Annotated in this window: 10 protein-coding genes; 1 reads left to right on the plus strand and 9 read right to left on the minus strand. The window is 71.8% G+C overall.

Going from position 1 to position 13,199, the window contains the following annotated elements:
- Window positions 1-18 precede the first annotated feature (18 nt).
- From ffh to B7K22_RS11985, 6 genes are all read right to left on the minus strand, one after another.
- Window positions 19-1,623 (minus strand): signal recognition particle protein, encoded by a 1,605-nt coding sequence (gene ffh, locus B7K22_RS11520; protein WP_084040416.1) that lies wholly within the window; start codon window positions 1,621-1,623, stop codon window positions 19-21.
- A gap of 216 nt (window positions 1,624-1,839) precedes the next feature.
- Window positions 1,840-3,549: an HD domain-containing protein gene (locus tag B7K22_RS11525; protein WP_371327677.1), complete on the minus strand. Its 1,710-nt coding sequence runs from the start codon at window positions 3,547-3,549 to the stop codon at window positions 1,840-1,842.
- Between the two features lie 79 nt (window positions 3,550-3,628).
- On the minus strand, window positions 3,629-3,967 hold the full coding sequence (locus B7K22_RS11530; protein ID WP_084040418.1) for a P-II family nitrogen regulator: 339 nt from the start codon (window positions 3,965-3,967) through the stop codon (window positions 3,629-3,631).
- Window positions 3,968-3,969: 2 nt separating this feature from the next.
- The gene (locus tag B7K22_RS11535; RefSeq protein WP_084040419.1) at window positions 3,970-5,217 is read right to left on the minus strand and encodes an ammonium transporter; all 1,248 of its coding nucleotides are present in this window, start codon (window positions 5,215-5,217) and stop codon (window positions 3,970-3,972) included.
- 163 nt (window positions 5,218-5,380) lie between these two features.
- Complete coding sequence (gene ftsY / locus B7K22_RS11540; RefSeq protein WP_084040420.1) at window positions 5,381-6,484, minus strand: signal recognition particle-docking protein FtsY; 1,104 nt, start codon at window positions 6,482-6,484, stop codon at window positions 5,381-5,383.
- A 216-nt stretch (window positions 6,485-6,700) separates the two neighbouring features.
- Window positions 6,701-7,069: a hypothetical protein gene (locus tag B7K22_RS11985; protein WP_144276411.1), complete on the minus strand. Its 369-nt coding sequence runs from the start codon at window positions 7,067-7,069 to the stop codon at window positions 6,701-6,703.
- A 149-nt stretch (window positions 7,070-7,218) separates the two neighbouring features.
- Between B7K22_RS11985 and B7K22_RS11550 the strand changes: the two genes are divergently transcribed.
- Window positions 7,219-8,487, plus strand: coding sequence for a hypothetical protein (locus B7K22_RS11550; protein WP_144276412.1), 1,269 nt, complete (start codon window positions 7,219-7,221; stop codon window positions 8,485-8,487).
- 19 nt (window positions 8,488-8,506) lie between these two features.
- On the opposite strand, the gene smc is transcribed toward B7K22_RS11550, so the two are convergent.
- The 3 genes from smc to ndk form a co-directional block, all read right to left on the minus strand.
- On the minus strand, window positions 8,507-12,067 hold the full coding sequence (smc, locus tag B7K22_RS11555) for a chromosome segregation protein SMC (RefSeq protein WP_084040423.1): 3,561 nt from the start codon (window positions 12,065-12,067) through the stop codon (window positions 8,507-8,509).
- A gap of 66 nt (window positions 12,068-12,133) precedes the next feature.
- On the minus strand, window positions 12,134-12,745 hold the full coding sequence (locus tag B7K22_RS11560) for a YqhA family protein (RefSeq protein ID WP_084040424.1): 612 nt from the start codon (window positions 12,743-12,745) through the stop codon (window positions 12,134-12,136).
- Complete coding sequence (ndk, locus tag B7K22_RS11565) at window positions 12,742-13,164, minus strand: nucleoside-diphosphate kinase (protein ID WP_084040425.1); 423 nt, start codon at window positions 13,162-13,164, stop codon at window positions 12,742-12,744. Before ndk ends, B7K22_RS11560 begins: the two co-directional genes overlap by 4 nt.
- Window positions 13,165-13,199 lie beyond the last annotated feature (35 nt).

Consider the following 13,199-nt stretch of genomic DNA (forward strand, 5'->3'; position numbering starts at 1 on the left):
CCTCAGCCCCCCTGCGCACTAGCGCCCCAGGTACTTGCCCAGGTCCTGCTGCAGCTGCGAAGGATCGAAGTCCTCCTGCTGCTGCTGTCCCAGCCCGAAGGCGCTGCCAGCGGGCGCCTGGGGGCCGGTCGCGGCGCGGTTCCTCGCGGCCGCCTCCTGCTGGGCGCGCTTGGCGGGGTTGCCCGACTTGCCCTTGACCTTGCGCTGAGGCGCCTGCTTGCCCTTGGACTTCTTGCCGCCAGGCATGCCGCCCCACGCTCCCGGGGCGCCGCCGCCCTGGCCGGGCAGCTGCGGCATGCCGCCTCCCTTGGACATCGCGCGCATCATCTTCTGCGCGTCCTCGAACCGCTTGACCAGCGAGTTGACGTCGGACACCTGCGTGCCCGAGCCGGCAGCGATGCGCGAGCGGCGCGAGCCGTTGAGGATCTTGGGGTTGTCGCGCTCGGACGGGGTCATCGACTGGACGATGGCCTCGATGCGGGTCAGCTCGCGCTCGTCGAAGTTCTCGATCTGCTCACGCATCTGGCCCATGCCGGGCAGCATGCCGAGCATCTTCTTCATGGAGCCCATGTTCTTGAGCTGCTGCATCTGGACCAGGAAGTCCGCGAGGGTGAAGTCCTCGCCCTTGGAGACCTTGTCCGCCATGCGGGCGGCCTCGGCCTGGTCGAAGGACTTCTCGGCCTTCTCGATGAGGGTGAGGATGTCGCCCATGTCGAGGATGCGGCTGGCCATGCGATCCGGGTGGAACACCTCGAAGTCGTCGAGCTTCTCGCCCGTGGACGCGAACAGGATGGGCCGGCCCGTGACCTCGCGCACGGAAAGGGCGGCGCCGCCGCGGGTGTCGCCGTCGAGCTTGGTGAGCACCACGCCCGTGACGTCGACGCCCTGCTGGAAGGCCTGCGCGGTGGCGACCGCGTCCTGGCCGATCATCGCGTCGATGACGAACAGGATCTCGTCGGGCTCCACGGCCTTGCGGATGTCCGCGGCCTGCCTCATCAGCTCCTGGTCGACGCCCAGACGGCCGGCGGTGTCGACGATCACCACGGAGTGCTGGCGCTGCTCGGCCTCCTTGACGCCCTTCTTGGCCACCTTGACCGGGTTGCCCTTGACCCGCTCGCCGTCGCGGGTGATGCCCGGCTCCGGCGCGAACACGGGCACGCCTGCGCGCTCGCCGACCACCTGCAGCTGGTTCACGGCGTTCGGGCGCTGGAGGTCGGCTGCGACCAGCAGCGGGGTGTGGCCCTGGCCCTTGAGGTGGTGCGCGAGCTTGCCTGCCAGGGTGGTCTTGCCCGCTCCCTGAAGACCGGCGAGCATGATGACGGTGGGGCCGGTCTTCGCGTGGCGCAGCTGGCGCGCCTCGCCGCCGAGGATCGACACGAGCTCCTCGTTGACGATCTTGACGACCTGCTGGCCGGGGTTGAGGGCGCCGGAGACCTCGGCGCCGAGAGCGCGCTCGCGGATGTTGCCGGTGAAGGTCTTGACGACGGGCACGGCGACGTCGGCGTCGAGCAGGGCGCGGCGGATCTCGCGGATGGTGCCGTCGATGTCCGCCTCGCTCAGGCGGCCCTTGCCGCGCAGGCCCTTGAACGTGGCTGTCAGGCGGTCGGAGAGGTTGGCGAACACAGGTGTCCCTTCGGGTGAAGCTTGGCCTCTAGCCTACCGGCGGTCCTCGGGCGGCTCTCGCGCGCTCCCCATCCGCCTCAGTTCACCCGCGTCTCGCAGAGTGCGCGAGTTGGGCCCAACTCGCTCGTCTCAGCGCTTGAGTGCACGAGTTGGGCCCCATTCGCTCACCTGGGGCGGACGGGTGGCGAGCGCCGATGCGCTGGCCGGGTCCAGTGCTCAGCGAGGCGGGAGCTCTGGCAGGGCATTCGCCATGAGGGTGTCGATGAGGCTCGCCCTCCACGTGGTCCATGCCTTGGGGCCGGCGGCGCGGGCGTCCGCCTCGGTGAGTGCTCGCAGCGTCTCGAGCAGGTCGCGCCGTCCGTCGACCGCTTCGATCAGGCGCGCGACGGTCGCCGGGTCGGAGGGGTCCTCCTTGGTGGCGAGCGCGGCGAGCGTCAGGTGCTCGCGCACGAGCAGCGTCACGTCCGCGACGGCCTGCTCCGCCAGTCCCAGGCGCGCGCCGATGCGCGGGATCAGGGCCGCACCGTCGATCGAGTGGTCCGTCGCTCCAGGGCGCTTGCCGATGTCGTGCAGCCACGCGGTCATGAGCAGCAGGTCGCCGTCGGGCACGTGGCGGCGCAGCTTGCCGGCGAGCACCACGGCCTCCAGCATGTGCCGGTCCACGGTGAACCGATGCACGGGGCTGCGCTGGGGCCGGTTGCGCACCCCCTCCCACTCGGGAACCCACCGCACGGCCATGCCGTGCAGGTCGACGGCCTCCCACACGTAGACCAGGTGCTGGCTGCCCCGCAGCAGCTCGCGCAGGTGAGCGAGCGCGGCGGCGGGCCACGGATCGGGCAGCTCGGGCGCGCGCTGCATCGCGAGCAGCAGCTCGGGCGTGAACGTCAGCCCGGTGCTCGCCGCGGTGGCGGCCGCCCGCAGCGGCAGCAGCGCGTCGCCGTCGGGGTCGGCGTCGCTCGCGAGCGCGAGCTCGCCGTCCACGTCGATGAGGCCGTCAGCGACGTCGATGTGCCGGGGTGCCGCGCGCAGGCGCCTGGCCTTCCACGCGCGCGAGCCGATGCCGGCGCGCTCGAGCGACCGGCGCGCGCCGCGCTCGGTGGTGGCGAGCGCGTATGCGACGGTGCGTCCCGCCTCCGCGAGCGAGGCGAGCAGGTCATCCGCCTCGTCGAAGCCGAGCACGTGCGCGACCTCGTCGGCGACGTGCCGGCCCAGGACGTTGGTGGAGCGTCCCGCCACCAGGTGCAGCGCGTCGCGCACGTCCTTGAGATGATCGCCCGCCGCGTCGACGGCGCCGTGCGGTCGGTCGGTCAGCCAGGTCGCCGAGAGGGCGGACAGGCTCATGTGGTCGCGCAGCCCTCCCCTGGCCTCCTTGAGGTTGGGCTCGATGAGGTAGGCGAGCTCGCCATGGCGCTCGGCGCGGGCGCGGGACGCGGCGAGCAGCTCCGGCAGCCGCTTGCGGGCCGCGCCGCGCCAGTCGTGATAGATCGCGGCGCGCGCCTGCTGGATGAGCTGCGCGTCGCCCGCCACGGGATGCAGGTCGAGCAGGCCAGCAGCGGCGGCGAGGTCCTTCGAGGCGACCTGGCGGCACTCCGAGATGGAGCGCATCGAGTAGTCCAGCTCGAGGCCTGCGTCCCATATCGGATACCACAGCCGCTGCGCGAGGTCCGCGACCTGCTGGGTCGTGTGGGTGCGGCCGTCGTGGATCAGCACCAGGTCGAGGTCGGAGGCGGGACCGGCGTCGCCACGCCCCAGCGACCCGACGGCGCCGAGCGCGACGCCTTCCGCGAGAGGATCGGACGCCCGCCAGTGCTCGCGCAGCCGGTCGAGCATGAGGTCGGAGATCTGCTTGCGCCGCTGCGCACCCGGCACATCGTCGGCGGTGAGTCGGGCCGCCAGCTCCGCCCGCTCGCGCTTGAGGTCCCGCACCCCGGGGGGATGCGGGACCTCAGCGCGGGGGCCGTCAGGGGCAGTGCCCGTCGGGCCCTCCATTGATGTGCGGTGTCCCTTACAGCGCGTCGGCGCCGTGCTCGCCCGTGCGAACCCGAGCGACGTCGTCCACGGGGACCGTCCAGACCTTGCCGTCGCCGATCTTGCCGGTCTGCGCGGCGGAGACGATCGCCTCGGTCACGGTCGCGGCGTCCGCGTCGTCGACGAGGATCTCGAGACGGGTCTTGGGCACCAGGTCCACGGTGTACTCCGCACCGCGGTAGACCTCGGTGTGGCCCTTCTGGCGGCCGTACCCGGCGGCCTCGGAGACCGTGACGCCCTTGACGCCTGCGGCCTCGAGCGCTGCACGGACCTCGTCCACGCGGTGGGGCTGAATGATGGCAGTGACCAGCTTCATGACTAGATCGCCTCCTCGTAGGCAGTCTCACCGTGCGATGCGAGGTCGATGCCGCTGACCTCGTCCTCTTCGGACACCCGCAGTCCGATCGTGTACTTGATCGCCAGACCGATGATCAGCGTAGCAATCGCGGAGTACGCCATCACGACGACAGCAGCGATGATCTGCGAGACCAGCAGGCTGCCGCCGCCGCCGTAGAACAGGCCAGCGTCCCCGAAGGCGTTGGTGTCGGTGGCGAACAGGCCCACAGCGATGGTGCCCCACAGGCCGGCGACCAGGTGGACGCCGACGACGTCGAGCGAGTCGTCGTAGCCGAACTTGTACTTGAGGCCCACCGCGAGAGCGGAGACCACACCGGCGACGAGGCCGAGCGCGACCGCGCCGAGCGGCGAGACCGACAGGCCAGCCGGGGTGATCGCGACCAGACCGGCGACAACACCGGAGGCGGCGCCGAGCGAGGTGGCCTTGCCGTCGCGGATCTTCTCGACCAGCAGCCAGCTGAGCATGGCGGCCGCGGGAGCGACGAGGGTGTTGAGCCAGATCTGGGCGGCGAAGTTGTCCGCCTCCCACCACGAACCGGCGTTGAATCCGAACCAGCCGAACCACAGGAGCGCGGCGCCGATCATCACGAGGGTGAGGTTGTGCGGACGCATGGGCTCCTTGCCGAAGCCCTTGCGCTTGCCGATCAGCAGCGCGAGCACCAGCGCGGCGACACCGGCGTTGATGTGCACCACGGTTCCACCGGCGATGTCCTGCGGTGCCGTCATGTCAGCGAACAGGTAGTCGCTGGACAGGAGGCCGCCGCCCCACACCCAGTGCGAGACGGGCGAGTACACGATCACGGCCCACAGGCCGGCGAACACGAGCCACGCGCTGAACTTCATGCGGTCGGCGACGGCGCCCGAGATCAGCGCGACGGTGATGATCGCGAAGGTCGCGCCGAACGCGGCCAGGATCAGCGTCGCCGCGTCATCGGGGTTCTCATCGACGCCGGCCTGGAACACCGACGACATGCCGAAGTCCGCCAGCGGGCTGCCGAACCAGCCGCCCACGGTGTCGCCCGCGGAGACTGAGAATCCGATCAGGACCCAGAGCACTCCAACGACGCCGATGGCGCTGAAGGACATCATCATCATGTTGAGGACCGACTTGCGACGCGCCATGCCACCGTAGAAGAACGCCAGTCCAGGCGTCATCAGGAGCACGAGCGAGGCAGAGGTCAGGAGCCACGCAACGTTTGGGCTATCCATTCTGCTTCTCCTTGATTGGTTCCCTCGCCCCCTCGGCGAGTCACCAGTCACCCTCCCGCAGGTATGTTGCCCCTGAGATGCCCCCGTGTTTCGGGACGGTTACAAGGAGCGCGCCCGAGTAAAAGGTGTGTTGCGAGGCGCATCGACGGCGCGCTCGCTCACGTCAGGAGCCCAGCAGCCCGTCGACGAACTGCTCGGCGTCGAACGGCGCGAGGTCATCGGCGCCCTCCCCGAGCCCGATCAGCTTGACCGGCACGCCCAGCTCGCGCTGCACGGCGACCACGATGCCGCCCTTGGCGGTGCCGTCCATCTTGGTGAGGACGATGCCGGTCACGTTCGCGACCTCGGCGAACACCCGCGCCTGCGTCAGGCCGTTCTGCCCGGTCGTCGCGTCGAGCACGAGCAGCACCTCGACAGGCGGCGTCACCTTGGACACGACCCGCACGATCTTGCCCAGCTCGTCCATGAGGCCGGCCTTGTTCTGCAGGCGGCCGGCCGTGTCGACGAGCAGCACGTCAGCACCGCCCTCGCGCGCGCGGTCGGCAGCCTCGAAGGCGACCGAGGCGGGATCCGCGCCCTCGCGCTCGGAGCGCACCACGGGCACGCCCACGCGCGCGCCCCAGGTCTCGAGCTGGTCGGCGGCGGCCGCGCGGAACGTGTCGGCGGCGGCGAGCACGACCGAGCGGTCCTCGGCCACGAGGACGCGGGCGATCTTGCCGACGGTCGTGGTCTTGCCCACGCCGTTGACGCCCACCACGATGATCGGCTCATGTGCGGCCTGCCCGGCGGGGCCGAGCGCGAGCGCGCGATCCAGCGAGGGGTCGACGATCTCGATCAGCACCTCGCGCAGCACGGCACGGGGATCGGCATCGGGGTTCGCGCGCAGGCGCGCCTTGAGGGCCGCGAGGATGTCGTCCGTCGCGGACGCGCCCACGTCGGCGAGCAGCAGCGTCTCCTCGAGCTCGTCCCAGTCGTCGTCGCTCAGCGTGCCCTTGGACAGCAGGGCGAGCAGGCTCGCACCGAGGCCCCCGCCCAGCCGGCCCCGCAGGCGCGACAGCCGCGACTCGGGCGCCTCGGGGGCTGTCGTCGTCTCGGGCGCCGTCGCCGGCTCGGTCGTGGGGGCCGATGCGCGGGCTGGCTCGTCGACGCGCGCGGACGGGCCGCGACGCCGGGCGGCGAGAGCGGCGCCCGCACCGCCGACGACGGCGATGGCGGCGACGATGACGACGACGAGGTCGGCTGAGCCGGGGATCCAGGAGACGTCCATGTCATCCAGTCTGTCAGGTGGGGCGGCATGGCTGCGCGCAGTGCGGCCCCCGACGCGCGACGGGTCGGGTCGCGCCGCTGCGTGCAGCGTCGCGCCTGACACCCGCCGCACGGTCGGGGCGGCGCGTGGCGCTCGACCGGCCGCATCGCGGCGGAGCGACGTGCGAGGGAGCGCTCGGGCTGGGGCGAGCCGCGACGACCAGTGGGGCGGGTGGCGCTAGCGGGTGATGAGACCCAGCTCTCCCGTGCGTGGCGCGCTCGCGGCGTCCTCGCGCTGGGCGCGCAACGCGGCGGCGCGCTCGTTCGCGGCGTCGATGGCGTGGACCGTCGCGTCCGCCGCCCAGACCCCCGCGCGCGTTCCGGGCGCGGGACGGTCGGGCACTGAGGCCACCGCCTCGACCAGCGCCCAGTCGGACTCGGCGCGCGGAACGGGAGCGAGGATCTCCTCCGCGTTGGTGCGGGGGCGGACGCCGAGGACCAGGCGCGCGAGGTGCCTGCCGCGCCCCTCCGCGAGCGCCGCGACGCCCATGACCACGACGGCGAGCACGACGGTGACGACCAGGATGCCGGACACGGACGAGAACACGGGGCTCCTCCCAAGAACGAGACAATACGGACAGAGTCTGACCCGCTGCCGGACTCAGATTCAACTCAGACAGCCGCGAGCACGGACCCTCGACACCGACCTGCGCCAGCCTCAGCCGAGGGGCCGCGATCAGCGGCTACCCTCCCACCATGGACAACGCGCGGCGCGGCCCGGGACGGGGAGTCTGGTGGGCCGTGGGGGCGGTCGCCGCAGCGGCTGCGGTGGCGCTCGTGTGGCTCGTCGCGCGCCCCTTCGAGGGGGATGTCGCGGCGAGTCCGACCGTCACGCCCGTGGCGGATGGCGCCTGCGCCGGCACCGACGCTCAGTCTATCCAACTCGACACCCAGGTGGTGCAGCCGGAGGCGCGCACGTGCTTCGAGCTGGCGCAGCGCATGCGGGTGACCGTGGGCGCCGCCGCCCTCGAGCCCGACCTCGAGATCTCGCTCATGGTGCTCGACGCCGAGGCCACGGAGCTTGCGAGCGCCCGCAGCGAACCCGAGTGGGACCCTGCCGTCACCCTCACGCTCGACCCTGGTGCGTACGTGGTCGAGGTCGACGGCCCCGCGGAGGAAAGCGATGCCTTCCTCGTCTACACCGCGACCTTCGCGCCGGGAGACGCGGGCGGGCCGGGGGTTGCCGCGACCGACCCCGGCGCCATCCCGGGCGCCGACCAGTGCGGCTCGCAGATCCCGGAGGTGGCCGACGACGCGCCGGTCGCCTTCGAGGCCGACGACGCGGAGGACGCTGAGCCGGCCGCGCGCTACGCGTGCCTCACGGTCGATGAGCCGGTGCTCGCGACCATCGGCGTCGACAGCGGACGCTCCGGTGCCGAGGAGGGAGCGGACCTCCAGCTCGGCGTCTACCGCGACGGCGACGCACCGGTGTTGGTCGCGAGCGGCGACGACGCCTTCGGCACCGATCCCGAGGTGTCCGTCGACCTCGAACCCGGCACGTACGTCATCGAGATCACGGCCTGGTTCCTCGATCAGCCCACCGGCGCCTTCGAGCTCTACGTCGACACCGATGGCGACCTGTTCCGCCAGGGAGAGGTCTCCACGCTGCATGCGCAGGTCAGCGCCGCGGACTGCGAGGACGCGCCGGCCATCGCGCCCGGCGAGGCGGTGACGGCGGAGGGTCCCGTGCCGTACCTGTGCCTGACGGCTCCGGGGTCAGGGCGGCTCGCGATCGAGGCGGCCACGCTCACCGATCAGGACCTCGTGCTCGAGGTGATCGGCTTCGAGCAGGACGGGTCGCCGTACCGGCTGGCCTGGGCCGACGAGAACCCGCAGGTGGACTCCCTCGTGAACGTCGACCCCCGCATCGACAGGGTGCTCCCTGCGGGCACATGGCTGGTCGCCGTCACCACCTACTACGGAGATGGAGGGGCCGACTACGACGTGCGCGTCAGCGCACCCTGACAGGCGGGCGAGCACGACCTCAGGCCGCGCCCTCCTCCTTGAGGCGCTGGCTGATGACCGTCGTCACGCCGTCGCCGCGCATCGTCACCCCGTAGAGCGCATCGGCGATCTCCATGGTCCGCTTCTGGTGCGTGATGACGATGAGCTGGCTGTCCTCCTGGAGCTCCGTGAAGATCTCGAGCAGGCGACCCAGGTTCGCGTCGTCGAGCGCGGCCTCGACCTCGTCCATGACGTAGAAGGGGCTCGGGCGGGCCTTGAAGATCGCGACCAGGAGGGCGACCGCCGTGAGCGAGCGCTCGCCGCCGCTCAGCAGCGACAGCCGCTTGACCTTCTTGCCAGCGGGGCGCGCCTCGACCTCGATGCCCGTCTCGAGCATGTTGCTCGGATCCGTGAGCACGAGCTTGCCCTCGCCGCCGGGGAACAGCCGCGGGAAGATGCGGTCGAACTCACGCTTGGTGTCCTCGAAGGCCTCGACGAAGATCTTCTCGACCCGCTCGTCGATCTCGCGCACGATCTCGAGCAGGTCCTCACGCGACCTCTTGATGTCGGTCAGCTGGGTCTGCAGGAAGGTGTGGCGCTCCTCGAGAGCGGCGAACTCCTCGAGCGCGAGCGGGTTGACCTGGCCCAGCTGGCGCATCTCGCGCTCGGCGGTGCGCAGGCGCTTCTCCTGGCGCTCGCGCGCGTACGGCTCGGTGGGCTGCTCGCCCGTCTCGGGGTCGGGCTCCTCGGCCGTGAGCGGGACGGGCAGGTGCGGACCGTACTCGTCGACCAGCTGCGCCGGGTCCATCGACAGCTCGTCGACAGTGCGCTGCTCGAGCTGCTCGAGGCGCACCTGCTGCTGCGCGCGCGCCACCTCGTCCCGGTGTGCGTCGTCGGTGAGGCGGCGCTGCTCGTCAGCGTGCTGCTCGACCTCCTGGCGCACTCCGGACAGCTCGGAGGTGCGCTCGGATCGCGCCTCCTCTGCTGCGGCGCGGGCATCGTCGGCCTTGGCGACGGAGACGTCGATCGCGGCGAGCGCATCCGCCGCGCCGGCGATGACCTCGCGCGCGGCCTGGGCCTGGCGCTCGCGACGCCTCGCGGCCTCCTCGGCGCGCGCGCGAGCGTCGCGCTCGGCGACCACCGCCCGCTCGAGGGACTCGGCGCGGGCGGCCAGCGCCCGTGCCCGCTCCTCCGCGGTGCGCAGCGCGAGCCGCGCCTCCGTCTCGCGGGCGCGAGAGGCCCGCGCCTCGGCCTCGTCATCGTCGCGGCGGGCCTGGGCGTCCTTCGTGTCCGACTCGGTCTGCTCGGGCTCGGCCTGCGCCGCCGCGAGCCGCTCGGCGAGGCTCGCGAGCTCGTCCGACTGCTCGGCCATGCGCTCCTGCGCGGCCGCGATCTGCGTCTCGATGCGCTCGCCGTCGGCCTTCGCGGCCCGGGCCGAGGCGCCGAGGTGCCCTAGCTGCTCCGCCACGGCGGACATGCGCGCGTCCGACTCGTTGAGCCGCTCGAGCGTGGTCTCGAATCGCGTGCGCGCGGCGGCGGCGCGCTCCTCGGCGGCGCGGATCTCGAACGTCGTGGACTCGACGGCGGCGGTCGCCGCATCGCGCTTGGCCTTGGCCTCGTCGTGCGCGGCCTGCATGTGAAGCACGCTGGGCGCGTCGCCCGCGCCACCTGACGCGCTCTGCCCGCTGAGCAGGTCGCCGCGGCGGGTCACGGCCACGACTTCGCGGTGCGCGTTCACCAGCGCGCGCGCCGCGGCGAGGTCGTCGACCACGGCGACGCCAGACAGCGAGGCACGGACCGTGTCGACGATGCCGGCGGGACCGGACACGAGGTCAGAGGCCCAGGCCGCTCCTGCAGGAAGGTCGAGGGACGGGTTGACGACGCTCGCCCCTGGGTCGGCCACGACGAACCGCGCCCGGCCGGCGTCCTCGTCTCGCAGCCAGCGGATCGCGTCGACCGCATCCTCGACCGAGTCGACCGCGAGCGCGTCGGCGAGCGCTCCGAGCGCGGCCGCGATCGCGTCCTCCGCGTCAGCGCTGACCTCGATGAGCGCGGCGACCGTGCCTCTGACGTTCCTCGAGCCGGCGGCGAGCAGCGCGCCGGCGCCGTCCTTGCGGGCGAGCGACATGTCCAGCGCCTCGACCTTGGCGGCCCACGTGTCCCGTTCGCGCATGGCGTCGTTGAGGGCGGCCTTCAGGGTCTCGAGCGCGGCCTTCGCCTCGTCCCACTCCTCGGTCGCGGCCTCATGGGCGTCGTCGAGGTCCTCCTCGCCCTCCTCGACCGTCGCGACCTGCGTCTCGAGGTGCCGGAACTCGGCCGTCGCCTCGTGCGCGCGCCTCTCCGCGTCGGCCAAGGCCTCGCGCAGGCGACCGATCTCCGCCTCGGCGGCCTCGACGCGCGAGCGCCTCGCGGCAACGTCGCCCGCCAGCCGCGCGACGCCCTCCCGGCGGTCTGCCACCGAGCGCAGCAGATTCGCGAGGTGCCTCTCCGACTCCTGGGCGACCTCCTCCGCCTCGCGCCTGGCCTCCTCGGCGGACTCGAGCGCCGTGGCCGCCTGCGCGACCTCCGCGTCGAGCTCGGCCTTGGCGTCGCGCGCCCGCTCGAGCTGCTCGTCGAGGTCCACCAGATCGGTGGGCGGCGCCTCGTCGGCGACGCCGCCGAGCATCCGCAGCCGCTCCTCGGCCAGCCCGGAGAGGTTGCGCAGCCGCTCCCTGATCGCGCTCAGCCGGTAGTACGTGTCGTTGGCCTTGGTGAGGGCCGGGGTGGCCTCGGCCGATGCGCGCTCGAGGTCGGCGAGGCGCGCACGGGCTTCGGCGAGCGCCTTCTCCACCTCCGCCTTGCGCTGGTTGAGCGCCGTCTCGTCCGCCTGCTCCTGGGCGAGCTGCGCCTGCAGCTGGGCCAGATCGTCGGCGAGCAGACGCGCACGGGCGTCGCGCAGGTCGATCTGGATGCGCTGGGCGGCGCGCGCCACCTCGGCCTGCTTGCCGAGCGGGCCCAGCTGGCGGCGGATCTCGGCGGTGAGGTCCTGGACGCGCGTGAGGTTGCCCTGCATCGCGTCGAGCTTGCGCAGCGCCTTGTCCTTGCGGCGGCGGTGCTTGAGGATGCCCGCGGCCTCCTCGATGAAATGGCGGCGATCCTCCGGCGTCGCGCGCAGGACGGCGTCGAGCTGGCCCTGGCCGACGATCACATGCATCTCGCGGCCCAGCCCGGAGTCGCTCAGCAACTCCTGGATGTCGAGCAGGCGGCAGTTCGAGCCGTTGATCGCGTACTCCGACCCGCCCGACCTGAACAGGGTGCGGGTGATCGTCACCTCGGTGTAGTCGATGGGCAGGGCGCCGTCGGTGTTGTCGATGGTCAGCGACACCTCGGCGCGGCCCAGCGGCGCGCGGCCCGAGGTGCCCGCGAAGATGACGTCGTCCATCTTGCCGCCGCGCAGCGTCTTGGCGCCCTGCTCGCCCATCACCCACGCGAGCGCGTCCACGACGTTGGACTTGCCGGAGCCATTGGGCCCCACGACGCAGGTGACGCCCGGCTCGAACTCGAGCGTGGTCGCCGAGGCGAACGACTTGAAGCCGCGCAGCGTCAGCGTCTTGAGATGCACGCGCTCAGCCTAGGGGCTGCGCGGCGAAAGGTGAGCGAGGCTCCCCTGCCAGCCCGCGCATCGGCGCTACGTGTTGTCAGAGGCGGACACCGGCGCGTCCTCGGTGATGGTCTCCGGGTTGAGGCCCTTGGCCTTGAGCTTGGTCTCGGTGAGCAGCGCCAGACGCTTGGCGCCCCAGTAGTCCATGACCGCGAACAGAACGCCCGAGATGACGAACGTGAAGTGCAGGCCGATCCGCCACGCGACGGCCTCGTAGTCCATGGTCTTACCCGGCTCTGCCGCGGCGACGAAGTCCTTGAGCAGCAGGATCACGGAGATCGCGACCAGTGACCCGATCAACTTCATCTTCAGTCCGGAGAAGTCGACGGTGCCCATCCAGGACGGGCGGTCCTCGGAGCCCTCGGCGACCTTGATCTTGGACACGAAGTTCTCGTAGCCGGCGAAGATCACGATGAGGATGAGGTTGCCCAGCAGGGCGATGTCGATCAGCGTCAGGATCTCCACCGTGACCGCGTCAGCGGACTTGTCCAGCGTGAAGTCCTCGATCACGTAGGCCAGATGGGCGAAGAACTTCACACCGACCATCACGAGGCCGGCGAGCAGCCCCACGTACAGCGGCGCGAGCAGCCACCGGCTCGCGAACAGGCTCCTTTCGAGCCCGTCCTCGAACCTGCTCACGCGAGCCCCGGGAACCAGATGGCGATCTCGCGGGCGGCGGACTCCTCGGAGTCGGAGCCGTGCACGAGGTTCTGCAGCACCTTCGTGGGCCACTGGCGTCCCAGGTCGCCGCGAATGGTGCCCGGCGCGGCCGTGGTGGGGTCGGTGGCGCCGGCGAGGGAGCGGAAGCCCTCGATCACGCGCTCGCCCTCGGCGACCACGGCGAGCGTGGGGCCGGAGAGCATGAACTCGACGAGCGGCTCGTAGAAGGGCTTGCCCACGTGCTCGGCGTAGTGCTGCTCGAGCAGCTCCGGGGTCGCGGTGCGCAGCTCGACGGCCACGAGCGTGTAGCCCTTGGCCTCCACGCGGCGCAGGATCTCCCCCGACAGTCCACGCTGGACGCCGTCGGGCTTGACGAGGATGAGGGTGCGTTCCGTCATGGCGCACAGCCTAATGGGGAGAGGCCGATGCGCGG

The sequence above is a fragment of the Demequina sp. NBRC 110053 genome (genome assembly GCF_002090095.1).
Classification (GTDB): domain Bacteria; phylum Actinomycetota; class Actinomycetes; order Actinomycetales; family Demequinaceae; genus Demequina.

Coding starts and splice junctions, on each gene's coding strand:
- B7K22_RS11530 (WP_084040418.1), bottom strand. CDS start 3,967: ATGAAGCTGGTCACTGCCATCATTCAGCCCCACCGCGTGGACGAGGTC.
- B7K22_RS11535 (WP_084040419.1), bottom strand. CDS start 5,217: ATGGATAGCCCAAACGTTGCGTGGCTCCTGACCTCTGCCTCGCTCGTG.
- ftsY (WP_084040420.1), bottom strand. CDS start 6,484: ATGGACGTCTCCTGGATCCCCGGCTCAGCCGACCTCGTCGTCGTCATC.
- B7K22_RS11550 (WP_144276412.1), top strand. CDS start 7,219: ATGGACAACGCGCGGCGCGGCCCGGGACGGGGAGTCTGGTGGGCCGTG.
- ndk (WP_084040425.1), bottom strand. CDS start 13,164: ATGACGGAACGCACCCTCATCCTCGTCAAGCCCGACGGCGTCCAGCGT.